Genomic DNA, 26,685 nt, shown 5'->3' with positions numbered 1-26,685 from the left:
CCGCACCCTGGAGCGCACGAGACGTGAGCAACATCCCCGAGACCGGCCGTACCCGGCGGGTGACGATCCGTCTGGTGGTGCTGCAGATCCTGGTGCTGTCGCTGCTCGCCACCCTCGGCGGACGGCTCTGGTACCTGCAGATCCGCAACGCCAGCGTCTACACCGCCAAGGCGACCGGCAACCACATCCGCGAGGTGGTCGAGCCGGCCGTGCGCGGCGAGATCCTGGACGCCTCGGGCCGCGTCCTGGCCGGCAACGAGACCCGGCTGGTGGTCTCGGTCAGCCGGACGTCGCTGATGCAGCAGAAGGACAGCGGCAAGGCGGTGCTCAGCCGGCTGGCCGAGGTGCTCGGCATGCCGGCGAAGGACGTCCAGGAGAAGGTCCGGCTCTGTGACGCCAAGACGCCGCAGCCCTGCTGGAACGGTTCGCCCTACCAGCCGATCCCGGTCACCAAGGACGCGACCACCCAGCAGGCGATGCAGATAATGGAGCGCCGCGAGGACTTCCCCGGGGTCACCGCGCAGCCCACCGCCCTGCGCCACTACACCGGCGTCGAGGGCGCCAACATGGCCCAGGTACTCGGCTACCTCTCGCCGGTGACGGACGACGAGGTCGGCAAGACCGCCGACAAGACCGGTCTGGACCGCTACCTGCCGGCCGACCAGATCGGCCGGGCCGGGCTGGAGTCGGTGTACGACCGCGACCTGCGCGGCACCGCCGGGATCACCAAGCTGGAGGTGGACAACCTCGGCCGGGTGATCGGCACCGCCGGCACGGAGGCACCGCAGACCGGCAACAACCTGGTCACCAGCATCGACGCCCGGGTGCAGAAGGTCGTCGAGGACAACCTGGTGCAGGCGATGGCCGACGCCCGGAAGACCTTCGACAAGGTGACCAACCGCAACTACGAGGCCGACTCCGGCGCCGCCGTCGTGATGGACGTGCACACCGGGCGGATCGTGGCGATGGCCAGCGCCCCGACGTACGACCCCAACCTCTGGGTCGGCGGCATCAGCGGCAAGGACTACCAGTCGCTGACCAGCAAGGATTCCAACTTCCCGCTGCTGAACCGGGCCATACAGGGTCAGTCGGCCCCCGGTTCGACCTTCAAGGTGATCTCCACCACCGCCGCCGTGCAGGCCGGTTACCCACTGGACGGGACGTACCCGTGCCCGAAGAGCATGGCCATCGGCGGCCGTGAGTTCAAGAACTTCGAGAGCGAGAGCTTCGGCTCGATCTCCCTGGAGAAGGCCCTCGAGGTCTCCTGCGACACCGTCTTCTACGGTCTGGCGTACGACCAGTGGACGAAGGACGGCGGCATCAAGCCGAAGAAGGACCCGGCGGACTGGTTCTACAAGACCGCCCACGAGTTCGGCCTCGGCGCGAAGACCGGCATCGACCTGCCCAGTGAGGTCACCGGCCGGGTGCCCGACCGGCAGTGGAAGCAGTCCTTCTACGACAACAACAAGGACGCCTGGTGCAAGCAGGCGGAGAAGGGCGGCAACAGCTTCTCCGACCAGATCGCCCGGGAGAACTGCGTCGACGGCTACCAGATGCGTGCCGGTGACTCGGTCAACTTCGCGATCGGCCAGGGCGACACCCTCGTCACCCCGATCCAGATGGCCCGGATCTACGCGGCGCTGGCCAACGGCGGCACCTTCTACCGGCCCACCGTCGCCAAGGCGGTGATGAGCCCGAGCGGGGACCTCGTCCGTGAGATCGCCCCGCACGAGGACGGCAAGCTGCCCGGCGACCAGAAGCTGCTGAGCTACATCGACCAGGCCACCGCGGGCGTGGTCAACAACGGCACCGCCGCCTGGAAGTTCACCGGCGCGGGCTGGCCGCAGGGCAAGATCGAGCTGCACGCCAAGACCGGCACCGCCGAGGTCGAGGGCAAGCAGACCACCTCCTGGCTGACCACGTACAGCGACGACTACGCGGTCGTGATGACGATAAGCCAGGGTGGCACCGGCTCCGGCGGTTCCGGTGACGCGATCCGCCGGATCTACCAGTCGCTGTACGGCGTGGACGACAAGGGCAACATCGACAACGGCAAGGCGCTGCTGCCCAAGCCGCAGGCCGAGCTGCCGAAGTTCAACCCGGACGGCACCGCGATCATCAAGCCGGCCGCGTTCACGGCGGACGGCGACCCGGGTGTCACCGGCGGCTCGCCGCGGGTCTTCCTGGACCCGGCGCAGCCGACCGGCCCGCTGACCGTCTTCACCGCGGCGGACGCCGCGCTCGAACCCACCCGGGGCACAGGAAGGAGCCGGGCGTGACCTTCTACGGTTCGTACCGTCAGCTGCGGCTCGCCCCGCAGCGCAGCGGGGTGTCGAAGGCCCTCGCCAAGGACTCGCCGATCTGGCGGCTGGACTGGATACTGCTGCTGGCCGCGCTGACCCTCTCGGCGGGCAGTTCGCTGCTGATCTGGTCGGCCACCCGGGGGCGGGACTCGCTCACCCACGGCGACCCGCAGTACTTCCTGTACCGGCACCTGACCAACCTGCTGGTCGGGCTGGCGCTGTGCGCGGTGGTGATAGGGATAGGGAGCCGGCGCTTCCGGACCTTGGTGCCGTTCCTGTACGTCGGCGTGATCCTGATGCTGCTGGCGACGCTCAGCCCGCTGGGGTCGACCATCAACGGCGCGCACTCCTGGATCCAGTTCGGCGGCGGCTTCTCGATCCAGCCCGCCGAGTTCGCCAAGCTGTCGATCGTGCTGGCGATGGCGGTGGTGCTGTCGGACCAGGTGGACGCGGGGGAGCGGGAGTTCCCCTCGCACCGGGCGGTGTTCCGCGGGCTGGTCTGGGCGACCGTGCCGATGGCGGTCGTGATGCTGATGCCGGACGCCGGCTCGGTGATGGTGATGGCCGCCATCGTGCTGGGCATCCTGCTGGGCTCCGGGGCCGCCAACCGCTGGGTGTTCGGGCTGCTGCTGGCGGGCGCGGGCGGCTGTGTGGCGATCTGGAAGCTCGGGGTGCTGAGCAAGTACCAGATCGACCGCTTCGCCGCCTTCGCCAACCCGGCGCTGGACCCGTCCGGGGTCGGCTACAACACCGCGCAGGCCCGCATCGCGATCGGTTCGGGCGGGCTGACCGGCAAGGGCCTGTTCCACGGGACGCAGACCACCGGCCAGTTCGTGCCGGAGCAGCAGACCGACTTCGTCTTCACGGTGGCCGGTGAGGAACTGGGCTTCCTCGGGGCGCTGGCGATCATCCTGCTGCTCGGCGTGGTGCTCTGGCGGGCCTGCCGGATCGCGCGGCACGCCACCGACCTGTACGGCACCATCGTGGCGGCCGGGGTGGTGGCCTGGTTCTCCTTCCAGGCGTTCGAGAACATAGGGATGTGCCTGGGCATCATGCCGGTGGCGGGCATCCCGCTGCCGTTCGTCTCCTACGGCGGGTCGTCGATGTTCGCGGTCTGGGTGGCGATCGGGCTGTTGCAGGCGGTGCAGAGCCAGCGGCCGATAGCGGCCTGAGCGGTTGCGGGATGTGCCGGCGGGGCCGGTCCGGGATCTCCGGGCCGGCCCCGCCGGTTTTCCGTGCGCGGTGCCGCTGTCTCGTCCGGGGCGACCGTCAACTCGCCTGCTGAGTCTGGTCGTTAGGGGGTGGCCGGGCAGGGGTGCAGGCAGTCGGCGGCGGCCAGGACGGCGCGGGTCTGGTGGGCGGTCTGGGTCTCCACCGGGACCCAGCGGGCACCGAAGCGGTGGCGCAGCTGGTCCAGGCTCTCGGCGACGATCCCGTGTGCGCGTTCGCGGGCCGCGTCCGCGGCCGGGCCGCCTGTGTCCGCCAGCAGCCGCAGCAGCATCGACGCCACCCGCACCGGGATGCGGGCCGCGACGATCCCGGCGGTGGCCACCCGGGAGACCGAGAGGGGCTGCTCGCACCACCGCGCCAGCCACTCGTCGGCCAGCGGCGGGCAGACCTCCAGGTTGAACTCGGTGGTGCGCACCAGTGGACCGTAGGCGGCCCGGGCGTGCGGCGGGACGTGGGCGAGCAGTGCGGTCAGCTCCTCGGCGCGCTCCCGCAGCGTCCGGGCGGCGGCGCCCACGGCCCGGCGGGCGGCCGGGTGCGGGCGGGCGTCGCCGACCGCGTCGACGGCCCACATCGGCACCTCCAGTACGGCCGTCACCCCGCCGTGCCGACCGGCGTACGACCAGGTGGAGAGCTCGGGTTCGTCGGGCAGTGCCCGGGAGAGGCCGGCGCCGCCGGGCGCGGGCATCAGATACGTCCCGGGGGCGGGGCTGGCCCAGCCGACGGCGTCGTAGGCGTCGACGTCCAGCGGGATGCCGCCGTGCGCCACCGAGCGGGTGAACCGTTCGGACAGGCCGGGGACGGGCCGGGTCAGCTGGACGAACGCGCCGCCGAAGTCCACACCGTGCAGGGAGCATTGGAGGAACGGGCGGAGTTCGTCGAGCAGGCCGGTCAGGGCCAGGCTCTCCGGCATCGGCGCCCGGTCGGCGTCGGCGGGCGGCAGCAGCTCGGGCTGTTCCTCGAACGCGGGCCGGAAGAAGTGCTCGTAGTGGCGGCGCATGGTGAGCGGCCCGTCCAGCCAGCCGGAGTTGAGGGCGGCGCCGTCCGGGTCCAGGCAGAGCAGGATGTGCCAGGAGACGCCCGGTTTGGCCGGCCGGTCCAGCAGTTGCCCGGCCAGCCGCAGTGCGCTGGCGACGCCCACCGGCTCGTTGGGGTGCGGGCCGCCGACCACCAGGACGGCCCGTGGGCCGTCGTCCACGGAGAGCAGCGTCAGCGGCCGCCCGGCCCGGGACCGGCCGGCCTCGCGCAGCCGGCAGCGGTCGGGGTGCCGCCGGGCCAGCCGGTGGGCCGCCGCGTCCACCTCCGCCACCCCGGGGTACCGGTCCACGGGCCCGTGCGGGTGGCCGGTGTGGCGTACCCGCCAGCCGGTGTCGGTCATGGCTCTCCTTGCGTCGGGCGCCCGGCGGGTGGCGCGTCACCGCTGTGCGCGGCCGGTGACCGTCCGGCGTGGCGGTGGCGCGGCCGGTCGCCGCAACTCCCTTGTCGGGACGGGACGCAGAGCTTCCGGATTGGAGCCTTGCCAGTACCGCACGCGGCTTCCGGGCATGTCAACAGCCGATGGCCCGGGGACATCGGGCGGTGGTCGGGCCCCGGGGCGGGGCCGGGGCGCCGGGAGTGCGGCCCCGCCGGACCACTCCCCGGCCGTGCCCGGACCGCTCCCGGGTGGCCGGACGCGGACGTCGGAAGGCTCCGGGATTCGGCTACCCTTGAGGGTCACCCCTCCCAAAACAGTCGCCCACCACCCGACCGGGATCAGATGCGCGCGACACCTTTCAACGTCGTAAGGGTTCCTAGTACATGACTGTCGAATCGGTCTTCCCACGCCTGGAGGCCCTCCTCCCGCACGTCCAGAAGCCGATCCAGTACGTCGGCGGCGAGCTCAACTCGACCGTCAAGGACTGGGACGCCTGCGACGTCCGTTGGGCGCTGATGTACCCCGACGCCTACGAGGTGGGCCTGCCCAACCAGGGCGTCATGATCCTCTACGAGGTGCTCAACGAGCGCGAGGGCGTGCTGGCCGAGCGGACGTACAGCGTCTGGCCGGACCTGGAGGCGCTGATGCGCGAGCACGACGTCCCGCAGTTCACGGTGGACGCCCACCGGCCGGTGCGGGCCTTCGACGTGTTCGGGCTCTCCTTCTCCACCGAGCTCGGCTACACCAACATGCTGGCCGCGCTCGACCTCGCGGGCATCCCGCTGAACGCCGCGGACCGCACCGACGAGGACCCGATCGTGCTGGCCGGCGGCCACGCCGCGTTCAACCCCGAGCCGATCGCGGACTTCATCGACTGCGCGGTGGTCGGCGACGGCGAGCAGGCCGTCCTCGACATCACCGGGATCATCCGCGGCTGGAAGGCCGAGGGCCGCCCGGGCGGGCGCGACGAGCTGCTGCTGCGCCTGGCGCGCACCGGCGGGGTGTACGTGCCCAGGTTCTACGACGTGGAGTACCTGGCCGACGGCCGGATCGGCCGCGTGGTGCCGAACGCCCCGGGCGTGCCGTGGCGGGTCTCCAAGCACACCGTGATGGACCTCGACGAGTGGCCCTACCCCAAGCAGCCGCTCGTCCCGCTCGCCGAGACCGTGCACGAGCGGATGTCCGTCGAGATCTTCCGCGGCTGCACCCGCGGCTGCCGTTTCTGCCAGGCCGGCATGATCACGCGCCCCGTGCGGGAGCGAAGCATCACCGGCATCGGGGAGATGGTCGAGCGCGGGCTGAAGGCCACCGGCTTCGAGGAGGTCGGTCTGCTGTCGCTGTCCAGCGCCGACCACACCGAGATCGGTGACCTGGCCAAGGGCCTGGCGGACCGCTACACGGAGGACAAGATCGGCCTCTCGCTGCCGTCCACCCGGGTGGACGCCTTCAACATCGACCTCGCCAACGAGCTGACCCGCAACGGCCGCCGCTCGGGTCTCACCTTCGCCCCGGAGGGCGGCAGTGAGCGCATCCGCAAGGTGATCAACAAGATGGTGTCGGAGGAGGACCTGATCCGCACCGTCGCCACCGCGTACGGCAACGGCTGGCGTCAGGTGAAGCTGTACTTCATGTGCGGCCTGCCCACCGAGACCGACGAGGACGTGCTCCAGATCGGCGAGATGGCGAAGAACGTCATCCAGAAGGGCCGCGAGGTCACCGGGCAGAACGACATCCGCTGCACCGTCTCCATCGGCGGGTTCGTGCCCAAGCCGCACACCCCGTTCCAGTGGGCCCCGCAGCTGTCCGCCGAGGCCACCGACGCCCGCCTGGCCAAGCTGCGCGACTCCATCCGCGGCGACCGCAAGTACGGCAAGAACATCGGCTACCGCTACCACGACGGCAAGCCCGGCATCGTCGAGGGCCTGCTCTCCCGCGGCGACCGCCGCATCGGCGCCGTGATCCGGGCCGTCTACGACGACGGCGGCCGCTTCGACGGGTGGCGTGAGCACTTCTCGTACGACCGCTGGATGGCCTCCGCCGAGAAGGGCCTGGCCGGTACCGGTGTCGACGTGGACTGGTACACCACCCGCGAGCGCACCTACGAGGAGGTGCTGCCCTGGGACCACCTGGACAGCGGCCTCGACAAGGACTGGCTCTGGGAGGACTGGCAGGACGCCCTCGAAGAGGTCGAGGTCGACGACTGCCGCTGGACCCCGTGCTTCGACTGCGGCGTCTGCCCGCAGATGCAGACGGAGATCCAGATCGGCCCCACCGGCAAGAAGCTGCTGCCGCTGACCGTGGTCAAGTAGAGCCTGACTTTCCTCGATCCCCGGCCGGACACCTCCGGCCGGGGATCGGTCGTTTCCGGACATCACTCGATTTGATGTTGGTATATATGAATCGCGGCCACGAGTATAGAATCTACGCAAATCAATGGGTGGATGAAGGGTGGTGTACCGTATGGCCAAAACCATGATCGACGTCGATGAAGAGGCGCTGGCCCTGGCGGCCCAGGCGCTGGGAACCAAGACGAAGAAGGACACGGTCAACGCCGCACTGGCGGAGGTGGGCCTCCGGGCGCGGCGCCGACGGGCCCGGGAACGCATGCGCGAGCTGGCGGCCGACGGTGTGTTCGACGCGGTGCTGGAACCGGGGTTCAAGGAAGAGGTATGGCGCTGAATGAGCGGTGCGGAGCAGTTCCTGATCGACACATCGGCCCACGTCCGGATCGTCAGGCCGGACCTGGACGAGGTGTGGGGCGAGGTGATCGACCAGGGGCGGGTCGGGCTCTGTGAGCCGACCGAAGCGGAACTGTGCTACTCGGCGAGATCCAAGGGGCATTTCGCCGACCTCAAAGCGGCGTTGGCCGACATGTACGTCTGGCGTCCGGTGCCGGACGGCGCCTGGCGGACGCTGCTCGCGATCCAGGAACGGCTCGTCGAGGCCGGTCAGCACCCCTCGGCCGGGATCGCCGACCTGCTGGTCGCCGTCACCGCGATGCACCACGGCCTGACCGTGCTGCACTACGACCGGGACTTCGAGACCATCGCCAGGCACACCGACCTCCGGGCTCAGTGGCTGGCCGAGCCCGGTTCGCTCGACTGACAGCCACCGGCTCTGAGCAGGGGCGGAGCGAGGGGGGTGCGGGGGCGCGTACCCTTTGAGGTGACAGAGTCCGGACAGTGGCGGGAAAGCGCCACGTCGGACGGGGACAACTGACTAAGGACTGAGCGACCCTGGCACGCCGTACGCCCGACGGTCCTCCGCCCGCGCCGACGGTGCAGCGGATCCGTCTCCGCTACACCAAGCGCGGCCGGCTCCGCTTCACCAGCCACCGCGACTTCCAGCGCGCCTTCGAGCGCGCACTGCGCCGGTCGGCCGTGCCGATGGCCTATTCGGCCGGCTTCACTCCGCACCCCAAGGTCTCCTACGCCAACGCCGCCCCGACCGGGGTGGCGAGTGAGGCGGAGTACCTGGAGATCGGCCTCGCCGCCGTCCGCGACCCGGAGGAGCTGCGTGCGCAGCTCGACGAGTCGCTGCCGAACGGCCTGGACATCACCGACGCGGTCGAGGTCAGGACACCGAACTTCGTGGAGCGCCTGGAGGCCTCCGAGTGGCAGGTCCGGCTGGACGGTGTCACCCCGGAGGAGGCGGCCCGCGCGGCCGCCGTTTTCCTGGCCGAGGAGCGGGTCGAGGTCGAACGTCTCACCAAGAACGGCGTGCGGGTCTTTGACGCGCGCGGTGCGGTGGCGGCGCTCGAGGTCGCCTCGCCGCAGGTGGACGACGGTGCGGACACGGAGGGCGAAAGGGTCCACGATGTTCGGACCGGCCGTCCCTGTGCGATACTGCGCCTGGTAGTACGACACGCCACACCCGCCGTACGACCCGACGACGTATTGTCCGGTCTCCGTGCGACGGCCGACCTGGCGCCGCCGGTCCCCGCAGAGGTGACCAGGCTGGCGCAGGGGCCGTTCGACGAGGAGACCGGCACGGTGACCGACCCGCTGGCGCTCGACCGCGCCGCGGCCCCGGCCGGCCCTGTGATGGCCGGCGAGCCGCGCGCAACCGCGTCCGCCTAGCGGGCGGAGGCCGGGTCCAGTGCCTCACTGGACCCGTTGGCCCTCCAGGCCCCCGCGGCTCCCCAGGGGAGCGAGCGTCGTCGAAGCACAGGCCGGCCTCTTGTGGCCCGCCGACCCCGATGGTCGGTGGGCCCGAGGACCCCGTCCGGGAGCCACCCGGGGTTGGGGAACGGCACAGCTTGGGAAAACCTCAGAAGACTGGTCAGACCAGAAGACTTTCGACACCCCGCCGAGTGCGGGGCGCCGAGCGAGACTACGAGCCCCTGTGCGGCCTCGCGTCCGCACGGCGGCACCGAGAAAAGGTCCGGCCCGAGCATCCGTCGCGATGCCGGCCGGCCACCGGTGCCCTGCCGTGCCTGGATACGGAGCCCGGGGGCCTGACGGGAGATCCACCCGCATGCTCGATAACACCGATTCGCAGCAGAACGCTGCACCGGACCAGAACGAATCCGCCGTCGCCGCAGGCGAGGGCGCGACCGCCGCGCCGCCGCGCCGCCGTCGCCGTGCGGTGTCCCGCCCGGCGGGCACCCCGCAGGGGGCTGCCACCGAGGCCGCCGAGACGGTGATCCCGGCCGAGGCCGAGATGCCGGCCGCCGCCGCGCCGGTGGAGGAGCCGGTGGCGGAGAAGCCGGTCCGGGCCCGCCGGGCGCGCAAGCGTGCCGAGGCTCCGGCCGGGGCGCCGGAGGCCACCCCGATCGTCGTCACCGAGCCGGAGGCCGTCGCGGCCGAGGCTCCCGCTGCCGCCGCACCGGTGGCGGAGGAGCCGGTGGCGGAGAAGCCGGTCCGGGCCCGCCGGACCCGCAAGCGTGCCGAGGCCCCCGCCGGGGAGCCCGCCGCCGCCGAGAAGCCGAGCGAGGCGCCGGTCGCCGAGGTGCCCGTCGAGGCTCCCGCCACCGAGACGCCCGCCGAGGAGACCCCGGCCGCCCCGGCCCGCCGACCCCGCCGCCGCCGTGTGGTGGAGGCCGCGCCGGTGGTCGAGGCCCCGGTCGAGGAGCCCGCCGCCGAGGAGGAGGCCCAGGAGCCGCAGGCCGAGCCGGTGGCCGCCGAGGCCCCCGTCCAGGCCGCCCCCGCCGAGCAGCCCGCCCCCGCCCCGGTGGCCGAGGCCGAGCCGGTCCACCGGGTGCGCCGCCGGGCGGTCCGTCCGTCCACCGCGATCTTCCAGGCCCCGGTCTTCCAGGAGCCGGCCCCCTACGAGGCCCCGCAGACGGCTGCTCCGGCGGCTGTCGAGGCCGAGGCCGAGGCCAAGGCCGAGCCCAGGATCGAGGCCAAGGCCAAGGCCGAGCCCAAGTCCAGGGCCAGGGCCAAGGCGCAGGCCCCGGTGCAGGCTCCGGCGGCGGTGTCCGAGGAGGACGAGTACGAGTACAGCGGCGTCGGCCGCCGCCGTCGCACCCGCACCCAGGTCCGGGTGCAGGCCCCGGTCCGCCAGAAGCCCGCCGCCGCCCAGAAGCAGGCCGCGGCTCAGAAGCCGGCCGTCGTCGAGGAGGCCCCGGCCCCGGTCGAGGTGCCCGTCGTCGAGACGCCCGTGGTCGAGGCCCCCGTGGCCGGCCCGGAGGTCGAGGACGAGTGGGAGGACGGCCGTCCGTCCCGCCGTCGCCGCCGGGGCGGCCGTCGTCGCCGCCGCGGTGAGGCCGAGGAGTTCGAGGCCGAGGAGACCGAGCAGCCCGCGGAGGAGCCGGCCGTCGAGGACGAGGAGGGTGAGGACGAGGACGATCTGGCCTCCGGCCTGGCCTCGTCCCGTCGCCGTCGCCGCCGTCGCCGCCGCAGCGGTGAGGCCGGTGCCACCGAGAGCGCCGAGACCACCGAGGACGGCGTCCGCACGGTGGTGAAGGTGCGCGAGCCGCGCCGCCGCTCCACCGAGCCGTCGTTCGACCCGGACGAGGTGCAGTCCATCAAGGGCTCCACCCGCCTGGAGGCCAAGAAGCAGCGCCGCCGCGAGGGCCGCGAGCTGGGCCGTCGCCGGGTGCCGATCATCACCGAGGCCGAGTTCCTGGCCCGCCGCGAGTCGGTCGAGCGCGTCATGGTGGTGCGCCAGAACGGCCAGCGCACCCAGATCGGCGTTCTTGAGGACGGCGTGCTGGTCGAGCACTACGTCAACAAGGAGCAGGCCACCTCGTACGTCGGCAACGTCTACCTGGGCAAGGTCCAGAACGTGCTGCCGTCGATGGAGGCCGCCTTCGTCGACATCGGCAAGGGCCGCAACGCGGTGCTGTACGCCGGTGAGGTCAACTTCGGTTCGCTGGGCGGCCACGGCGGCCCGCGCCGGATCGAGTCGGTGCTGAAGTCCGGCCAGTCCGTCCTGGTGCAGGTCTCCAAGGACCCGATCGGCCACAAGGGCGCCCGTCTGACCAGCCAGATCTCGCTGCCCGGCCGCTACCTGGTGTACGTGCCCGAGGGCTCGATGACCGGCATCTCGCGCAAGCTGCCCGAGAACGAGCGCGCCCGTCTGAAGCAGATCCTCAAGAAGATCGTCCCGGACGACGCGGGCGTGATCGTGCGCACCGCCGCCGAGGGTGCCTCCGAGGACGAGCTGACCCGTGACGTCCAGCGCCTCCAGCAGCAGTGGGAGGAGATCCAGAAGAAGGCCGCGACCGGCAACGCCCCGGCGCTGCTGTACGGCGAGCCGGACATGACCGTCCGGGTCGTGCGCGACATCTTCAACGAGGACTTCACCAAGGTCATCGTCTCCGGCAACGAGGCGTGGAACACGATCCACGACTACGTCTCCAACGTGGCGCCGGACCTCGCCGAGCGGCTCCAGCGGTGGACCTCCGAGGTGGACGTGTTCGCCACCTACCGGATCGACGAGCAGCTGATGAAGGCGCTGGACCGCAAGGTCTGGCTGCCCAGCGGCGGTTCGCTGGTGATCGACCGCACCGAGGCGATGGTCGTCATCGACGTCAACACGGGCAAGTTCGTCGGCCAGGGCGGCAACCTGGAGGAGACGGTCACCCGGAACAACATCGAGGCGGCCGAGGAGATCGTGCGCCAGCTGCGGCTGCGCGACCTCGGCGGCATCATCGTGATCGACTTCATCGACATGGTGCTGGAGTCCAACCGCGACCTGGTGCTGCGCCGTCTGCTGGAGTGCCTGGGCCGGGACCGGACCAAGCACCAGGTGGCCGAGGTCACCTCGCTGGGCCTGGTGCAGATGACCCGCAAGCGGGTCGGCCAGGGCCTGCTGGAGTCGTTCTCCGAGCCGTGCGTGCACTGCAACGGGCGCGGCGTGATCGTGCACATGGAGCAGCCGAGCGTCCACATGGGCGGTGGCGGCCAGGCCGTCGCGGCCGGTGAGGCGGGCTCGGGCGCGGGCAAGCGCCGGCGCCGGGGCAAGGGCGGAGCGGCCCAGGAGGAGCCGCAGGCCGTCGAGGTGGCCCAGCCGGACGAGCACGTCCACGAGGAGGTCGAGGGGCAGCTCGCGATCGAGGAGCTGGAGGTCGTCGAGACCTCCGCTCCGGCCGGGCCGGTCGTGGTCGAGGAGGCCGTGGTCGTGGAGACCGCCGCCGAGCCGGCCCAGCCGAGCCTGGTCGAGATCCCGGCCGCCGCCGCGGCTCCCGTCGGCCGTACCCGTCGCCGTGCGGTGCGCAAGGCGACGGCGCCGGCCGGTGCGCCCGCCGAGGCCGAGATCGTGGTGCTGCAGGCCCGGGCCGACGCGGCGCTGGAGGCGGCCCTCAAGGCCGCCGCCCCGGCCGCCGAGGAGCCGGCCCCGGTCGAGCCGGTCGCGGCCGAGGAGGCCGTGGTCGTGGAGACCGTGGCCGAGCCCGCTGCGCCTGTCGAGGCCCCGGAGGCGGCCGAGGCCGTCGCCGAGGAGCCGGCCGTGACCGAGGAGCCCGCCGAGGAGGCGCCGGCCCCGAAGAAGCGGGCCGCGCGCAAGACCGCCGCGAAGAAGACCGCTGCCAAGAAGACCACGGCAGCGGCGGCCAAGAAGACCACCGCCCGCAAGACCGCGACCAAGCGGACCAGCGCGGCGGCCAAGAAGGCCGCGGCCGCCGAGGGTGATTCGGCAGCCGAGTAGTGCCCGGTGCCCGGGGGCGGACGACCGTCCGCCCCCGGGCCCTGTACGGTCCGGTTTGCCCCTGCGGCGCCCGGTCCGTATTCTTGACCACTGGCGTGTCTACGCCATGCTCCCGAGCACATCACCTCCTGAGACCTTCGTGAGAAGGCCCGGGGGAGGCCCCTGTGTCCGTACCCAGGTGGCTGGCATCGAGAGTTCCGACCGAGTAGGAAAGTAGGTACCGCATGTACGCGATCGTTCGCGCAGGCGGCCGCCAGCACAAGGTCGCCGTCGGCGACGTGCTGGAGATCGACCGTATTGAGGCCAAGCCGGGTGACTCGGTCGAGCTCTCGACCATCCTGATCGTCGACGGTGACGCTGTCACCTCCGACCCCTGGGTCCTCGCTGGCGTGAAGGCTCACGCCGAGGTGGTCGACCAGACCAAGGGCGACAAGATCGTCATCCTGCGCTACAAGAACAAGACCGGTTACCGTCGCCGCCAGGGTCACCGCCAGCAGCACACCGCTGTGCGGATCACGAGCATCGACTCCGTCAGCAAGTAAGGGGATAGCGAGATGGCACACAAGAAGGGCGCAAGCTCTACCCGTAACGGCCGTGACTCGAACGCCCAGCGCCTCGGCGTGAAGCGCTTCGGCGGCCAGGTTGTCTCCGCCGGCGAGATCCTCGTCCGCCAGCGCGGCACCCACTTCCACCCGGGTGCGGGCGTCGGTCGCGGTGGCGACGACACCCTGTTCGCGCTGACCGCCGGTGCCGTGCAGTTCGGCACCCGCCGCGGCCGCAAGGTCGTCAACATCGTGGCCACCGAGGCCTGAGTCTCACCAGACTCACAGTGAAGGGTGGGCCGGAATGTTCCGGTCCACCCTTCATGCTTTAGAGCAGGTAAAGACCGTTTGTCGTACACGTACTGGAGGCACACCCATGACCACCTTCGTGGACCGCGTCGAGCTTCACGTCGCCGCGGGTAACGGGGGCCACGGCTGCGCCTCCGTGCACCGAGAGAAGTTCAAGCCGCTCGGCGGGCCGGACGGTGGCAACGGCGGTGAGGGCGGCAGCATCATCCTCATCGTGGACGCGCAGGTCACCACCCTGCTCGAGTACCACCACTCGCCCAAGCGCAAGGCCACCAACGGCAAGCCCGGCGCGGGCGGCAACCGCACCGGAGCCGACGGCCACGACCTGGTGCTGCCGGTGCCGGACGGCACCGTGGTGCTGGACCGGGAGGGCAACGTCCTCGCCGACCTGGTCGGCCACGGCACCAGCTTCGTCGCCGCCGCGGGCGGCCGCGGCGGCCTGGGCAACGCGGCGCTGGCCTCGGCCCGCCGCAAGGCGCCCGGCTTCGCGCTGCTCGGCGAGCCCGGCGAGGCCCGTGACATCGTCATGGAGCTCAAGTCCGTCGCCGACGTCGCCCTGGTGGGGTACCCGAGCGCGGGCAAGTCCTCGCTGATCTCGGTGCTTTCGGCCGCCAAGCCGAAGATCGCGGACTACCCGTTCACGACCCTGATCCCCAACCTGGGCGTGGTCACCGCGGGCGAGACCGTCTACACCGTCGCCGACGTGCCCGGTCTGATCCCCGGCGCCAGCCAGGGCCGCGGCCTCGGCCTGGAGTTCCTGCGGCACGTCGAGCGCTGTTCGGTGCTGGTGCACGTGCTGGACTGCGCCACGCTGGAGCCCGGCCGTGACCCGCTGACCGACCTGGAGACCATCGAGTCCGAGCTGGCCCAGTACGGCGGTCTGGACGACCGGCCGCGCCTGGTCGCGCTCAACAAGATCGACGTGCCGGACGGCCAGGACATCGCCGACCTCACCCGCGAGTCTTTGGAGGCGCGCGGCTACCGCGTCTTCGAGGTGTCCGCCGCCTCCCGCAAGGGCCTGCGCGAACTGAGCTTCGCGATGGCGCAGATCGTCGCCGAGGCCCGGGCCGCCAAGCCGGTGGAGGAGTCCACCCGGATCGTGCTGCGGCCCGCCGCCGTGGACGACGCGGGCTTCACCATCACCGAGGAGGACGGCGCCTACCGCATCCGCGGCGGCAAGCCGGAGCGCTGGGTCCGCCAGACCGACTTCTCCAACGACGAGGCCGTCGGCTACCTCGCCGACCGGCTCGCCCGCCTCGGTGTCGAGGAGAAGCTGTGGAAGGTCGGCGCCCAGGAGGGCGACACCGTCATCATCGGCCCGGACGAGAACGCCGTCGTCTTCGACTGGGAGCCGACCATGGCCGCCGGTGCCGAGATGCTCGGCCGCCGCGGTGAGGACCACCGCTTCGAGAGCCCGCGTCCGGCCGTCGACCGCCGCCGTGACAAGCAGAAGGGCAAGGACGCGGCCGAGGCCGAGTTCCTCGCCTTCGAGGCGCTCTCCAGCGGCCGCCAGGCCGCCATCGAGGGCGACGACGAGGACAGCTGAGCCGGCGGTTCGACGCGGCCCCCGCCACCCGCAAGGGAGGCGGGGGCCGCGCCGCGTTCGGTCTGGTGAAACGTCACTTCGCCGGGACGGCACGGAACTTGGCCGGGCAGGCCGGTCCGCCGCGGGCCGGGCGGTCGCCGGGCGGCCCGTCCAGCGGGTGACATGACCTGCGGATGGGGTGCGCCGGTCGCGTAGATTGCGGGGGTAACGGCCGGGCCCGGGGCCCGTCGTACCCGCACCACACCGGAAGGGCGTACAGCGAGATGAGCGAGGACTCACTGCGGGACGAGGTGCTGACCGCGCGGCGGATCGTCGTGAAGGTCGGTTCCTCCTCACTCACCACCGCCGCCGGCGGCCTGGACGCCGACCGGGTCGACGCCCTGGTGGACGCGCTGGCCAAGGTGCGCACCCGGGCGGAGGCGCCCGAGGTGGTCCTGGTCTCCTCCGGCGCCATCGCGGCGGGCCTCGCCCCGCTCGGCCTGGACGGGCGGCCCAAGGACCTCGCCCGCCAGCAGGCCGCCGCCAGCGTCGGGCAGGGCCTGCTGGTCGCCCGCTACACCGCCTCCTTCGCGCGGTACGGCATCCGGGTCGGCCAGGTGCTGCTGACCGCCGAGGACGCCAGCCGCCGGGCCCACTACCGCAACGCCTACCGGACGCTCGACCAGCTGCTGGCGATGGGCGCGATGCCGATCGTCAACGAGAACGACACCGTCGCCACCGCCGAAATCAAGTTCGGTGACAACGACCGGCTGGCCGCGCTGGTCGCCCATCTGGTCCGGGCCGACCTGCTGGTGCTGCTCTCCGACGTGGACGGCCTCTACGACGGCGACCCGAGCCGCCCCGGCACCAGCCGGATCGCCCAGGTGGCCGGACCGCACGACCTGGACGGCATCCAGATCGGCAGCGCGGGCAAGGCCGGTGTCGGCACCGGCGGCATGGTCACCAAGGTCGAGGCGGCCCGGATCGCCACCGGCGCGGGCATCCCGGTGGTGCTCACCGCCGCCAGCCACGCCGCCGACGCGCTGGCCGGCCGGCCCACCGGCACGCTGTTCCTGCGCACCGGCAGCCGCTCCTCCGACCGGCTGCTCTGGCTGGCCCACGCGAGCAGCCCGCGCGGCGCCCTGCACCTGGACGAGGGCGCGGTCGCGGCGGTGGTCTCCGGTGGCGCCTCGCTGCTGCCGGCCGGGGTCACCAAGGTCGACGGGGAGTTCGCCGCGGGTGATCCGGTGGACCTTCTTGGTGAAAACGGCCACATCGTGGCGCGCGGACTGGTCAACTTTGATGCGAGGGAGTTGCCCCGCCTGCTCGGCCGGTCCACCCGAGACCTGGCCCAGGAGTTCGGCGCCGCGTACGAGCGTGAGGTCGTTCACCGCGACGACCTGGTCGTCCTGCGCGGCTGACCGGCCAGCGCGGGCGGCGGGCCACTCCGCACGGGGTTCACGCCCGGCCGCGGGCGGGGAGGCACGCAGCCTTACGCGTCGGGCCGGGCCGGCGGGTACGACGACACGACATCGCCGAACAGGAGGCCGCCGGTGGAACGCAGGCGCGAGGCAGCGCTGACCGGAGGGCCGGCGGGCCGGCGGCTGACCAGCATCGACGGCGGACGCGGTGGCGACGGCCCCGCCGGGCCGTCAGGCCCGCCGCCGCAGGGGCCCGGCGGGGTGCGCAGGCTGCGGCCGGACCGGCGGGACGCGGGCGACCCGCCCACGGTGCCCGAGCAGGCCCGGCTCTGGCACGTGGTGCTGAGCGTCGCCGGGCAGGTCACCCCGCTGTCGGAGCTGCGGGCCGGGCTGGAGCGGCTGGCGCACGACCACTCGTTCTTCCTGACCGCCCGCTACGCCGCCGACCACGCCGAGATCCGCTACTGGGAGCAGGCGCGGGACCTGCACGACGCGGCGGCGATCGCGCTGCGGCTGTGGGGCGAGCACAAGGTGACGGCGAGCCTGCCGGCGTGGGAGATCGTCGGCCTGGAGGTGGTCGACCGCGCGACGTACCACAAGCGGGTGGCCGAGGGCTTCGGCGATCCGCCCCCGCACCTGGGCGGGGTCCACCCGTACTGAGCCGCCCTGCCGCGGGCTCCGTCTCACCGGGCGAAATGCCCGCCGGACGCCGCCCGCGCAGTCGCTACCCTTGGCACATGACCAGCGACCTCGCCACCGCCGACAGCCCCGTCCTCGCCGTAGCGCGCCGAGCCCGGGAGGCCGCCGCCGCGCTCGCCCCGCTGCCGCGCCGGGCGAAGGACACCGCGCTGCTGGCGATCGCGGACGCCCTGGTGGCCCGCAGCGCCGAGATCACCGCCGCCAACGCCGAGGACGTCGCGCGGGCCCGCGCGGCCGGCACCGCCGAGTCGGTGGTCGACCGGCTGACCCTCGACCACGAGCGGATCGCCGCGATCGCCTCCGACGTCCGCGACGTGGCCGGGCTGCCCGATCCGGTCGGCGAGGTGGTGCGCGGCTACACCCTGCCCAACGGTCTGGACGTGCGCCAGGTACGGGTGCCGCTCGGCGTCGTCGGCATCATCTACGAGGCCCGTCCCAACGTCACGGTGGACGCCGCCGCGCTCTGCCTGAAGTCCGGCAACGCCGTGCTGCTGCGCGGCTCGGCCTCCGCCTACCGCTCCAACACCGCGCTGATCACGGTGTTGCGCGACGCGGTCGAGGCGGCCGGGCTGCCCGCCGACGCGATCCAGCTCGTCCCCGGTGAGAGCCGGGACTCGGTGCGGGAGCTGATGCGCGCCCGCGGTCTGGTGGACGTGCTGATCCCGCGCGGCGGCGCCTCGTTGATCCGGACCGTGGTCGAGGGCTCGACCGTCCCGGTGATCGAGACCGGCACCGGCAACTGCCATGTCTACGTGGACGCCCGGACCGACCTCGCGATGGCCGTCGGCATCCTGCTGAACTCCAAGGCCCAGCGGGTCAGCGTCTGCAACTCGGCCGAGACGCTGCTGGTCCACCAGGACGTCGCGGACGCCTTCCTGCCGTTGGCGCTGGCCGCGCTCGCCGAGGCCGGGGTGACCGTGCACGGCGACGACGCGGTGCTCAAGGCCGCCGAGGGCACGGCGGCGACGGTGGTGCCGGCCACCGAGGAGGACTGGGGGACGGAATACCTCTCCTACGACCTGGCGGCCGCCGTGGTGCCCTCGCTGGACGCCGCCGTCGAGCACATCCGCCGCTGGTCCTCCGGCCACACCGAGGCGATCGTCACCACCTCGCAGGCGGCCGCCCGCCGCTTCACGCAACTGGTCGACGCGACCACGGTGGCCGTCAACGCGTCCACCCGGTTCACCGACGGCGGTGAGTTCGGCTTCGGTGCCGAGATCGGCATCTCCACCCAGAAGCTGCACGCCCGCGGCCCGATGGGCCTGCCCGAGCTGACCAGCACCAAGTACATCGTCACCGGTGACGGGCATGTCCGGGGCGAGGCGACGCAGACCGTGGGCGGGGCCGCCGACGCCGGCTGAGCGCGCCCGGGACGGCTCGCTTCACACGGGTGACGAACCAACTGGGAGGAGCCACAGACAAAACGGCCGCCCGGTAATACGCTGAATCCGTGGCTGACGATGTGGGGGGCTCGCCGTACCCCGACGGCGCCGACCACGGTGGTGCGGACGACGAGTTCGCCACCGTGGTCTTCGATGAGGCCTTCGTGCGGTCCGCCGCCGTGCACGAGCCGACGGCCAAGGAGCGGCAGCTCGCCGCCGCCGAGGCCCGGTTCGAGCCGGACACGGTGGGACCGGGCTGGGGCTATGACATTCCGGCCGGTGACGGGTTGCCGCTGGAGCTGCGCCCGCACCCGAGCGGGCTGGACGACGACCGCCTCTATTCCGACCCGTGGTCGGCGCCCGGCCGGGCGACTGGGCGCCGGTGGGGCCGGAGCGGCGTCTACGACCCGGTCCGGGCCGGGCGCGGGCGCTATGTCGCCCAGCAGCGCTGGCACCGGCCGGTGGCCTGGGTGCTCGCCGTGATCATGGGCGTGAGCCTGGTCGCGGTGGCCGTCGCGGCGGTCTACCAGGGCGTGGGCGGGGCCGACGGAGGACCGGCGCCCCGGCCCGAGTCCGGCAACAGCAGTGTGGGGGCCGATCCGGTGCCCTCGCCGGCCGAACCGTCGCTCGTGGTCACCGCTCCGGCGGGCTGAGCCGCTGATCCGGCGGAGCCGGGGGCCGGTGTGCCCGGGGCCGTACGGGGGCGCTCCGGGCGGTCACGGAGCGGCCCCGGGAATCTGTGGCAGGACTCTCGTGGCGGGGCCGGGGTGCGGCTTACCCTGGTGTTATGGGTGACCCGCGAGAGCCTCCGGAGGGTGCGCCCGACGGTGGTTCCGGAAATGAGGACGAGTACCGGTCCGTCGTCTTCGACGAATCCTTCGTCCGGGCTGCCCGGATCCAGGAGCTCTCCGCCCGGGAGCGGCTGGCCGGCTCCTTCGGCCGGGCCACCCGCCCGCGCGTACGGCTCGGCCCGCTGGGCACCGTGCCCCGGCAGGCGCTCGCCCTGCTGCTGCTCATCCTGGTGGCCTTCGCGGCCGCGGTGTACTTCGGCATCAGCTCGCCCGAACGGCAGTCGGCCCAGCCCTCGGGCAGTCAACTGACCACCAGTCTGGTGGCGTTGAGCCCGGCTTCGGCGGTCAGGCCGGTCGCCGACCCGGCCGGCCCCTTCGCCTCGCTGCCGCCCGGCTACAGCGACGGCGCGATCGGTCTCGGGACGCCCGCCGGAGCGGCCACCGAGCACTTCAGCAAGGCCGAGGTGACCAAGGCGCTCGACACCGTCCAGCGCTATCTGGTCGCCTCCTCGCTGGCGCCCGCGGCCCTGATCCAGGGGGCGACCGGCGATGTGCGGGCCTTCGTCACCCCGGGTGAGCAGGCCCAGTTCGATACGAGCGTGGCCCAGCCGGCCGACGACCGGCACCACGCGCTGACCGGCTGGCTGGTCCGCTTCGACCCCGGCCAGGTCGCGCTGGCCTCGGGCACCGTCAAGGTCGCGGGCGCGATGCGGATCGACGAGGCGGACAGCGGCACGCTGCAGATCGCCACCGACCACACCTTCGTCTACGCGCTGAAGCCGGCCGGCGCGTCGAGCGGCGCACCGGTCACCCTGGAGACCGTCCGGCGGCAGCTGACGTTCGACTTCGACCGGGTCGACCTGGCCGCCACCCAGCTGCGGCTGGTGGACTCGGTGCTCCAGGCCGGTCCGGCCCCGTGCACCGGCTCGATGGCCGGGTTCCTCCAGCCGGTGCTCGCCACGGCGGGCGGCACCTCGGTGCCCGCCCCGCCCGGGATCGACCCGGGCAACCACGCCCAGCCCGCCTGGCAGGTCTGCGGGGTGCTGGCGGGAGGCTGACCGCTCCCCGGGCCCGCCGACGGCCCCCGGCGGGGAGCCGGGAGCCGTCCGCCGGGGCGGTACCGGTGGGGTCAGTCGTCGTCGCGGGTCGGGCCGCCGGTGGATCCGTTGCCGCGCGAGGCGCCGGTGAAGGTGTCGCGGAGCTTGCCGCCGACGGTCGCGGCGCCGCCGGCGACATCGCGGATCAGGCCCATCAGCGGGTCCTTGCTCTCCTTCACCGAGGTGGTGTAGTGGTCGGCGGCGGCCCTCCACTGGTCGCCGACCGAGGTCTCCGGGTCCTCGCCGCGGCGCGGGTAGGCGCCCGCCAGGATCGAGCGGTACTCGTCGCTCTCCGACCACTTCTTCAGCTGGGCGACCCGTACCACCGCGAAGGGGTGGCTCTGCGGCAGCACCTGGAGCAGCTTCAGCACGCCGTCGCGCAGGTCGCCGGCCTTGTCGTACTCCGCGGCCTGCTCCAGGAAGGCGTCGACGTTCATCTCGGCGAGGTTGTGGCCACCGGCCAGCTTCATCAGGGCCCGCATGGACGCCTGGAGGTCCTGCCCGGCGAGCAGGCCGGCCCGGTCGCTGGAGAGCTCGGCCTTGCGGAACCACTCCTTGAGCGCGGTGACGATCGCCATGATCGCCAGGTTGCCGAGCGGCACCCAGGCGATCCGGGTGGCGATGTTGGTGAGGATCAGCAGCATCGTCCGGTAGACCGCGTGGCCGGACATCGCGTGACCGACCTCATGGCCGATGACCGAGCGCAGCTCCTCCTCGTCCAGCAGCTCGACCAGGCCGCTGGTGACCACGATGATCGGGGTGTCGATGCCGATGCAGTACGCGTTGACCGTCGGGTCCTGGGTGACGTAGAGGTCCGGGATCCGCTCCAGGTCGAGCACGTAGCCGGCGTCGCGCACCATGTTGTAGAGCTCGGGGAACTGGCGCTCGGACGTCTTCACGGCGGTGGCCAGGAACATCAGCCGGATCGAACGCTCGGAGACCAGACCGGCGAGCTTCCTGAGCACGTCGTCGAAGCCGGTCAGCTTGCGCAGCGCGACCAGGGCGGAGCGGTCCGCGGGGTGCTCCCAGGCCCGGGTGGAGATCTCCGGGAAGCGCTGGCGGCGCCGGCTCGGGGTCTTCTCGGTCGTATCGGTCATGGTGTGAGTACCTCCTGCTCGACGGCGGCCCCGGCCGCTGGCCGGCCCCCGCTGCTCTTCGTCTGCAACGACTGTCTGTGCAACGTCCGTGGTTGCGTACTCGTCCCCGCGGCCACCCTACGCGCGGTGCGGGCCGCGCCGCAGGGGGCGGTGGGCGGCGCGGATGTGAAGCCGGTCTACCCTGAATGTCCTGGATAGCCGAGACCAGACCTGGCCGCGGTACCGAGCAGTTCGAGGAGCCCGCAGATGTCCACCGACGCCCTTGTCAGCCTGGCCGGCCCGATCTCCACGGAGGACGGCCCGGGGCTGTTCCTGCGCATCATCGTGGTGGCCTCCTTCGTGGGCGTCGGACTGCTCGCCTGGATCCTGCTGCGGGCCGGCCGCAACAACTGAGCACACCCCCGCCGGGCACCCGGCTCACGCCTGATCAGACGCGGTGGGCCGCCGAGCGGTTGCCGTGTAACCACCCGTACGATGGCGGGTGGGGCCCTCACCGGCCCGACACCCTGGTCCGTCACCCGAGCCGAGAAGGTCCCGCCGACCATGAACACTGCCGCCGCACTTCCCGTTCTGAACCTGCTCGCCTCCGAGGGCGAGGGGGGCAACCACGAGAGCCTCAACCCGTACCTGACGGGCGGCGCCGCGCTGTTCATCCTGCTGCTGCTGCTCTACGTCACCACCCGCTTCAACCGGGACCGCTGAGTCCCGCCGAGCCGTCCCGGTGGTGGCCAGGGGAGCGTCCGGTGTGAGTGCCGGCCGCTCCCTCGCGCGTGTCCGGGGCGGCCCCCACCCGGGCGTTCCCGCACCGTAACGCGTGTCGCGTAAGGTGTGGCGCCATGGGAGAGCAGGCCGGGAATCCCGGCGGACCGGTACCGGTGAAGAAGCGCCTCGGCGTCATGGGTGGCACCTTCGACCCGATCCACCACGGGCACCTGGTCGCCGCCAGTGAGGTGGCGAGCGCGTTCCACCTCGATGAGGTGATCTTCGTGCCGACCGGGCAGCCGTGGCAGAAGAGCGACCGCCATGTCACCCCGGCCGAGGACCGCTACCTGATGACGGTCATCGCCACCGCGGAGAACCCGCAGTTCTCGGTCAGCCGGATCGACATCGACCGCGAGGGTCCGACGTACACCGTCGACACCCTGCGCGACCTGCACGCACTGCACCCGGACGCCGACCTCTTCTTCATCACCGGTGCCGACGCGCTTGCCCAGATCCTCTCCTGGCGGGACTCCGACGAGCTTTTCTCGCTCGCGCACTTCATCGGCTGTACCCGCCCGGGGCACACTCTTTCGGACGCCGGGCTTCCGGTGGGCGGGGTCTCCCTGGTGGAGGTCCCGGCCCTGGCCATCTCCTCCACGGACTGCCGCAACCGGGTCGCCAAGGGCGAGCCGGTCTGGTACCTCGTCCCGGACGGCGTGGTCCGCTACATCGACAAGCGTGCGCTCTACGCGCCGCACCGGATCTGAATCCCGGAGGGGCGGGCGCATGAGCGAGCGGAGCGAGGTGGGCGCATGAGCGAGCGCACGGGCGGCCAGGACGACTGGTCCACCGGCCAGTACCAGCAGTACCAGCCCTACCAGGAGCAGGCCCCGCAGCAGCAACAGCCGCAGCAGTACGACCAGTACGGGCAGCCGGTGCCGTCGGCGTACCCGCAGCAGGGCGGGTACGGCTACCAGGAGCAGCAGCAGTACCAGCAGGCCTACGACCCGTACCCCCAGCAGCAGTACGCCACCGCGCCGCAGCCGGTGGTCACCGAGCCCGAGCCCGTTCCGGCCGCGCCGGCGCCCGCGCCGCCGCGTCCGCGCGCGGCCCGGCCCGCCGCCACCGAGGCGGCTCCGGCCAAACCGGAGCCGCCGTCCGAGCAGGTCGGCGGGGGCCGTGCGGGCAGGTCCGCCGCCGGCAAGCCGGGTGCGGGCAAGTCCGGTGCGGGCGCCGGGAAGACGTCCAAGGACGACTACCCCACGGACGAGTTCACCTTCGTCGACGAGGAGGCGGAGGAGTCCGAGGACGTCATCGACTGGCTGAAGTTCGCCGAGTCCCGCAGCGAGGTGCGGGCCGAGCGCCGCCGCAAGCTGCGCAACCGGCTGATCGGCGCCGGCGTGGTGGTGGCGCTCGCGGCGGCCGGGGCCGGCGGCTACCTCTGGTTCACCGGGGACAAGCAGACCGCGGCGACCGCGGCCGGTCCGCGCCAGGTCAACGTGGTGCACCTGCGCGACCTGCAGGGCAAGGTCTCCAGCGCGCTGCTGGTCAACGACTCCTCCGGGCACAAGGGCACCGTGCTGCTGCTGCCCGACACCCTCCGGCTGCCCGGCCCGGGCGACCCGCCGGTCACCACGGTCGGCCAGGCGATGGACAGCATCGGGCCGTCCGCCACCAGGGAAGGCCTGACCACCGTGCTGGGTGCCCCGGTGGCCGGCACCTGGCGGCTGGACACCCCGTACCTGGAACTGCTGGTCGCCCAGCTCGGCGGGGTCCGGGTGGACACCAACGCCGAGGCCCACGAGGGCGGCAAGCCGGACGGCAAGCTGCTCGCCGCCGCGGGCAAGAACACCCTGCTGAACGGCAAGGCCGCGGTCGCCTACGCCACCTACCAGGCGCCCACCGAGAACCGGGACGCCCAACTGGCCCGGTTCGGACAGGTGATGGACGCGGTGGTGCGCACCATGCCGACCGAGTTCAAGGACGCCAAGGACGATGTGCACCGGATGAACGCGGTGCTCGACCCGTCGCTGCCCGAGGACGCCCTGGCGGGGGTGCTCGTCCAGCTCTCCCAGCAGGCCAAGGACGGCCACTTCGGCACCACCGCACTGACGGTCAAGCCGGACGGCACCCTGGACGACGCCACGGCCGGCAAGCAGGTCAAGGACGTGCTGGGCGGCACCGTGAAGTCCGCCGCCTCGGGCGACGCCCCGGCCCGGGTCAGCATCCAGGACGCCAGCGGCAACGACCAGGCGGCGGCCGCCGCCCAGGTCCAGGTGATGAACGCGGGCCTCACCTTCATCCCCGGCGGGTCGAAGACCGCCCCGCAGGCCGTCAGTGAGATCCGCTACACCGACGACGCCCGGCAGGCCGCGGCGAAGTCGCTGGCGCTCAGCCTCAACCTGCCGGAGACGGCGGCGAAGAAGGTCACCGACGCCCAGAACGCGGATCTGGTGGTCGTGCTGGGCAAGGACTACCAGGCGCCGAAGACGCAGTAGCCCCGGGTGTGCGCGGCGGCCCCGGAAAACGGTTCCGGGGCCGCCCGGGCGGCGTGAGATCCTGGAAGGCGATCCCCGGCCGGGTGCCGGGGACCGCCCCCAAGCCGTCGAGCCGGAAGAACACCGTGACCGTCACCGAGCACAGCCAGGAACTCATCACCGTCGCCGCCCAGGCGGCGGCCGACAAGCTGGCCCACAACATCATCGCGTTCGACGTCAGCGAGGTGCTGTCGATCACCGACGCCTTCGTGATCGCCTCCGCGAACAACGACCGCCAGGTCAAGTCCATCGCCGAGGAGATCGAGGACCAGCTCCGCGAGAAGCTGGACGTCAAGCCGGTGCGCCGGGAGGGCGAGCGCGAGGGCCGCTGGATCCTGCTCGACTACCTGGACATCGTGGTGCACATCCAGCACTCCGAGGAGCGCTCCTTCTACTCGCTCGACCGGCTCTGGAAGGACTGCCCCGAACTCCCGCTGCCGGCCGACGCGCTGGCCACCCGCAACCGCCCCGAGGACGTGCGGACCGATGCGGCCGGCAACGCCGTCGCCCCGGCCGAGGTCGCCCCGGCCGACGACTTCGGCGCCGAGGACTACAGCTGAGCGGGGACGCGCGAGGTCCGCGCATCGTCTTCTGGCGGCACGGCCAGACGTCCTGGAACCTCGAATCGCGGTTCCAGGGCAGCACGGACATCGAGCTGACCGGGCAGGGCGTCCAGCAGGCCCAGCGGGCCGCCAGGCTGCTCGCCGGCCTCCACCCCGACCTGCTGATCTCCTCGGACCTCCAGCGCGCCCGGCGCACCGCCGAGGAGCTGGCGAAGATCACCGGCCTGGACGTGCAGCACCACGACGGCCTGCGTGAGACCTACGCGGGCACCTGGCAGGGGCTGACCAACGCCGAGATCCGCGCCCGCTTCCCGGGGGAGTACGCGGCCTGGGCGCAGGGCGAACCGGTCCGGCGCGGTGGCGGTGAGCTGTCCACCGAGGTGGCCGACCGCTCGGTGCCGGTCGTGCTGGACACGGTCGGGAAGCTGCCGGAGGACGGCACCCTGGTGGTGGTCAGCCACGGCGGCACCATCAGGACCATGCTCGGGCGGCTGCTCGGCCTGGAGCCGGCGCTCTGGGAGTGCTTCGGCGGCCTGTCCAACTGCTGCTGGTCCGTTCTGGGCCGGGGCGTGCGCGGCTGGCGCCTGCTGGAGCACAACGCGGGCACGCTGCCGCAGCCGGTGATCGGCGACGACACCTGAGTGGGGGCTGCCGGCGGTGATCCGCCGAGCGGCCGGCGGGGACGGATTTCGCAGTTCCGGGCCTGACCAGTTAGAGTCTTCCTCGTTCGCACGGAGGAAAACGCGGCCCGGAAGGGAAGCGGAAAATCCGGTGAAGTGCGGGGCTGTAGCTCAGTTGGTAGAGCGCTTGCATGGCATGCAAGAGGTCCGGGGTTCAATTCCCCGTAGCTCCACTCCGCACCTGCGGTCCGCGAGGGCCGTGCGTGTCGCGGGGCTGTAGCTCAGTTGGTAGAGCGCTTGCATGGCATGCAAGAGGTCCGGGGTTCAATTCCCCGTAGCTCCACAGCAGTCGAGGGCCGCCTCCC

General features: G+C 72.4%; 23 protein-coding genes and 2 tRNA genes. 23 read left to right on the top strand and 2 right to left on the bottom strand.

Translation table 11 applies throughout. The annotated features are described in order from the left end of the window. Positions 1-23 precede the first annotated feature (23 nt). Positions 24-2,279 carry a penicillin-binding protein 2 gene (gene mrdA / locus ACIO5D_RS33380; protein WP_400799717.1) on the top strand — a complete coding sequence of 752 codons (2,256 nt, stop codon included), beginning with the start codon at positions 24-26 and terminating at the stop codon, positions 2,277-2,279. Continuing rightward, the gene (gene rodA / locus ACIO5D_RS33375) at positions 2,276-3,475 is read left to right on the top strand and encodes a rod shape-determining protein RodA (RefSeq protein WP_363607547.1); all 1,200 of its coding nucleotides are present in this window, start codon (positions 2,276-2,278) and stop codon (positions 3,473-3,475) included. The genes mrdA and rodA overlap by 4 nt, the downstream gene beginning before the upstream one ends. Before the next feature lie 122 nt (positions 3,476-3,597). On the opposite strand, the gene ACIO5D_RS33370 is transcribed toward rodA, so the two are convergent. Next, the gene (locus ACIO5D_RS33370) at positions 3,598-4,908 is read right to left on the bottom strand and encodes a M14 family zinc carboxypeptidase (RefSeq protein WP_400799714.1); all 1,311 of its coding nucleotides are present in this window, start codon (positions 4,906-4,908) and stop codon (positions 3,598-3,600) included. A 419-nt stretch (positions 4,909-5,327) separates the two neighbouring features. Here ACIO5D_RS33370 and ACIO5D_RS33365 point away from each other — a divergent pair, with 419 nt between their 5' ends. The 13 genes from ACIO5D_RS33365 to ACIO5D_RS33305 all read left to right on the top strand — a co-directional run bounded on the left by ACIO5D_RS33365 (position 5,328) and on the right by ACIO5D_RS33305 (position 20,762). Beyond that, positions 5,328-7,253 (top strand): TIGR03960 family B12-binding radical SAM protein, encoded by a 1,926-nt coding sequence (locus ACIO5D_RS33365; protein WP_363607545.1) that lies wholly within the window; start codon positions 5,328-5,330, stop codon positions 7,251-7,253. 163 nt (positions 7,254-7,416) lie between these two features. After that, a complete protein-coding gene (locus tag ACIO5D_RS33360; RefSeq protein WP_400651955.1) occupies positions 7,417-7,623 on the top strand; it encodes a hypothetical protein in 207 nt (68 codons plus the stop codon). After that, the gene (locus ACIO5D_RS33355) at positions 7,624-8,049 is read left to right on the top strand and encodes a PIN domain nuclease (protein ID WP_363607543.1); all 426 of its coding nucleotides are present in this window, start codon (positions 7,624-7,626) and stop codon (positions 8,047-8,049) included. It abuts the gene before it with no gap. Between the two features lie 173 nt (positions 8,050-8,222). Next, entirely contained in the window at positions 8,223-9,023 is an 801-nt protein-coding gene (locus ACIO5D_RS33350) for a TIGR03936 family radical SAM-associated protein (protein ID WP_363607542.1), read from the top strand. Between the two features lie 397 nt (positions 9,024-9,420). Beyond that, the gene (locus ACIO5D_RS33345; RefSeq protein WP_400799712.1) at positions 9,421-13,035 is read left to right on the top strand and encodes a ribonuclease E/G; all 3,615 of its coding nucleotides are present in this window, start codon (positions 9,421-9,423) and stop codon (positions 13,033-13,035) included. 224 nt (positions 13,036-13,259) lie between these two features. Next, positions 13,260-13,577: a 50S ribosomal protein L21 gene (gene rplU / locus ACIO5D_RS33340; protein ID WP_030058249.1), complete on the top strand. Its 318-nt coding sequence runs from the start codon at positions 13,260-13,262 to the stop codon at positions 13,575-13,577. Between the two features lie 12 nt (positions 13,578-13,589). Then, positions 13,590-13,847: a 50S ribosomal protein L27 gene (gene rpmA, locus ACIO5D_RS33335; protein ID WP_209416555.1), complete on the top strand. Its 258-nt coding sequence runs from the start codon at positions 13,590-13,592 to the stop codon at positions 13,845-13,847. A gap of 106 nt (positions 13,848-13,953) precedes the next feature. Next, complete coding sequence (gene obgE, locus ACIO5D_RS33330; protein WP_363607540.1) at positions 13,954-15,432, top strand: GTPase ObgE; 1,479 nt, start codon at positions 13,954-13,956, stop codon at positions 15,430-15,432. A gap of 263 nt (positions 15,433-15,695) precedes the next feature. Beyond that, positions 15,696-16,832 carry a glutamate 5-kinase gene (proB, locus tag ACIO5D_RS33325; RefSeq protein ID WP_363607539.1) on the top strand — a complete coding sequence of 379 codons (1,137 nt, stop codon included), beginning with the start codon at positions 15,696-15,698 and terminating at the stop codon, positions 16,830-16,832. Between the two features lie 132 nt (positions 16,833-16,964). Beyond that, positions 16,965-17,492, top strand: coding sequence for a hypothetical protein (locus ACIO5D_RS33320; RefSeq protein ID WP_400651965.1), 528 nt, complete (start codon positions 16,965-16,967; stop codon positions 17,490-17,492). 77 nt (positions 17,493-17,569) lie between these two features. Next, positions 17,570-18,892, top strand: a complete 1,323-nt coding sequence (locus tag ACIO5D_RS33315; protein ID WP_400651967.1) for a glutamate-5-semialdehyde dehydrogenase — start codon at positions 17,570-17,572, stop codon at positions 18,890-18,892. Positions 18,893-18,981: 89 nt separating this feature from the next. Further along, the gene (locus ACIO5D_RS33310) at positions 18,982-19,566 is read left to right on the top strand and encodes a hypothetical protein (RefSeq protein ID WP_400651969.1); all 585 of its coding nucleotides are present in this window, start codon (positions 18,982-18,984) and stop codon (positions 19,564-19,566) included. Between the two features lie 134 nt (positions 19,567-19,700). Beyond that, the gene (locus tag ACIO5D_RS33305; RefSeq protein WP_363607535.1) at positions 19,701-20,762 is read left to right on the top strand and encodes a hypothetical protein; all 1,062 of its coding nucleotides are present in this window, start codon (positions 19,701-19,703) and stop codon (positions 20,760-20,762) included. 71 nt (positions 20,763-20,833) lie between these two features. Here the strand turns inward: ACIO5D_RS33305 and ACIO5D_RS33300 are convergent, their stop codons facing one another. Next, positions 20,834-21,898: a M48 family metallopeptidase gene (locus tag ACIO5D_RS33300; RefSeq protein ID WP_363607534.1), complete on the bottom strand. Its 1,065-nt coding sequence runs from the start codon at positions 21,896-21,898 to the stop codon at positions 20,834-20,836. 246 nt (positions 21,899-22,144) lie between these two features. On the opposite strand from ACIO5D_RS33300, the gene ACIO5D_RS33295 reads away from it, so the two are divergent. From ACIO5D_RS33295 to ACIO5D_RS33260, 8 genes are all read left to right on the top strand, one after another. Continuing rightward, the gene (locus ACIO5D_RS33295) at positions 22,145-22,291 is read left to right on the top strand and encodes a hypothetical protein (RefSeq protein WP_363607533.1); all 147 of its coding nucleotides are present in this window, start codon (positions 22,145-22,147) and stop codon (positions 22,289-22,291) included. Positions 22,292-22,441: 150 nt separating this feature from the next. Then, on the top strand, positions 22,442-22,600 hold the full coding sequence (locus ACIO5D_RS33290; protein ID WP_400651971.1) for a hypothetical protein: 159 nt from the start codon (positions 22,442-22,444) through the stop codon (positions 22,598-22,600). 134 nt (positions 22,601-22,734) lie between these two features. After that, complete coding sequence (gene nadD / locus ACIO5D_RS33285; RefSeq protein WP_363607531.1) at positions 22,735-23,367, top strand: nicotinate-nucleotide adenylyltransferase; 633 nt, start codon at positions 22,735-22,737, stop codon at positions 23,365-23,367. Positions 23,368-23,412: 45 nt separating this feature from the next. Continuing rightward, complete coding sequence (locus ACIO5D_RS33280; RefSeq protein ID WP_400799709.1) at positions 23,413-25,098, top strand: LCP family protein; 1,686 nt, start codon at positions 23,413-23,415, stop codon at positions 25,096-25,098. Positions 25,099-25,223: 125 nt separating this feature from the next. After that, on the top strand, positions 25,224-25,697 hold the full coding sequence (gene rsfS, locus ACIO5D_RS33275; RefSeq protein WP_363607529.1) for a ribosome silencing factor: 474 nt from the start codon (positions 25,224-25,226) through the stop codon (positions 25,695-25,697). Continuing rightward, positions 25,694-26,341 (top strand): histidine phosphatase family protein, encoded by a 648-nt coding sequence (locus ACIO5D_RS33270; RefSeq protein ID WP_400652329.1) that lies wholly within the window; start codon positions 25,694-25,696, stop codon positions 26,339-26,341. Before rsfS ends, ACIO5D_RS33270 begins: the two co-directional genes overlap by 4 nt. A 139-nt stretch (positions 26,342-26,480) precedes the next feature. Then, positions 26,481-26,553: transfer RNA gene (locus ACIO5D_RS33265), tRNA-Ala, on the top strand. Between the two features lie 37 nt (positions 26,554-26,590). Further along, positions 26,591-26,663, top strand: a tRNA-Ala gene (locus tag ACIO5D_RS33260). The last annotated feature ends 22 nt before the right edge of the window (positions 26,664-26,685 follow it).

The sequence above is a fragment of the Kitasatospora sp. NPDC087315 genome (assembly GCF_044744345.1).
GTDB lineage: Bacteria > Actinomycetota > Actinomycetes > Streptomycetales > Streptomycetaceae > Kitasatospora.
This window is presented reverse-complemented; position numbering and strand designations above follow the sequence as displayed.

Coding starts and splice junctions, on each gene's coding strand:
- ACIO5D_RS33370 (WP_400799714.1), bottom strand. CDS start 4,908: ATGACCGACACCGGCTGGCGGGTACGCCACACCGGCCACCCGCACGGG.
- ACIO5D_RS33365 (WP_363607545.1), top strand. CDS start 5,328: ATGACTGTCGAATCGGTCTTCCCACGCCTGGAGGCCCTCCTCCCGCAC.
- ACIO5D_RS33360 (WP_400651955.1), top strand. CDS start 7,417: ATGATCGACGTCGATGAAGAGGCGCTGGCCCTGGCGGCCCAGGCGCTG.
- ACIO5D_RS33355 (WP_363607543.1), top strand. CDS start 7,624: ATGAGCGGTGCGGAGCAGTTCCTGATCGACACATCGGCCCACGTCCGG.
- ACIO5D_RS33345 (WP_400799712.1), top strand. CDS start 9,421: ATGCTCGATAACACCGATTCGCAGCAGAACGCTGCACCGGACCAGAAC.
- rplU (WP_030058249.1), top strand. CDS start 13,260: ATGTACGCGATCGTTCGCGCAGGCGGCCGCCAGCACAAGGTCGCCGTC.
- rpmA (WP_209416555.1), top strand. CDS start 13,590: ATGGCACACAAGAAGGGCGCAAGCTCTACCCGTAACGGCCGTGACTCG.
- obgE (WP_363607540.1), top strand. CDS start 13,954: ATGACCACCTTCGTGGACCGCGTCGAGCTTCACGTCGCCGCGGGTAAC.
- proB (WP_363607539.1), top strand. CDS start 15,696: ATGAGCGAGGACTCACTGCGGGACGAGGTGCTGACCGCGCGGCGGATC.
- ACIO5D_RS33315 (WP_400651967.1), top strand. CDS start 17,570: ATGACCAGCGACCTCGCCACCGCCGACAGCCCCGTCCTCGCCGTAGCG.
- ACIO5D_RS33305 (WP_363607535.1), top strand. CDS start 19,701: ATGGGTGACCCGCGAGAGCCTCCGGAGGGTGCGCCCGACGGTGGTTCC.
- ACIO5D_RS33300 (WP_363607534.1), bottom strand. CDS start 21,898: ATGACCGATACGACCGAGAAGACCCCGAGCCGGCGCCGCCAGCGCTTC.
- ACIO5D_RS33295 (WP_363607533.1), top strand. CDS start 22,145: ATGTCCACCGACGCCCTTGTCAGCCTGGCCGGCCCGATCTCCACGGAG.
- ACIO5D_RS33290 (WP_400651971.1), top strand. CDS start 22,442: ATGAACACTGCCGCCGCACTTCCCGTTCTGAACCTGCTCGCCTCCGAG.
- nadD (WP_363607531.1), top strand. CDS start 22,735: ATGGGAGAGCAGGCCGGGAATCCCGGCGGACCGGTACCGGTGAAGAAG.
- ACIO5D_RS33280 (WP_400799709.1), top strand. CDS start 23,413: ATGAGCGAGCGCACGGGCGGCCAGGACGACTGGTCCACCGGCCAGTAC.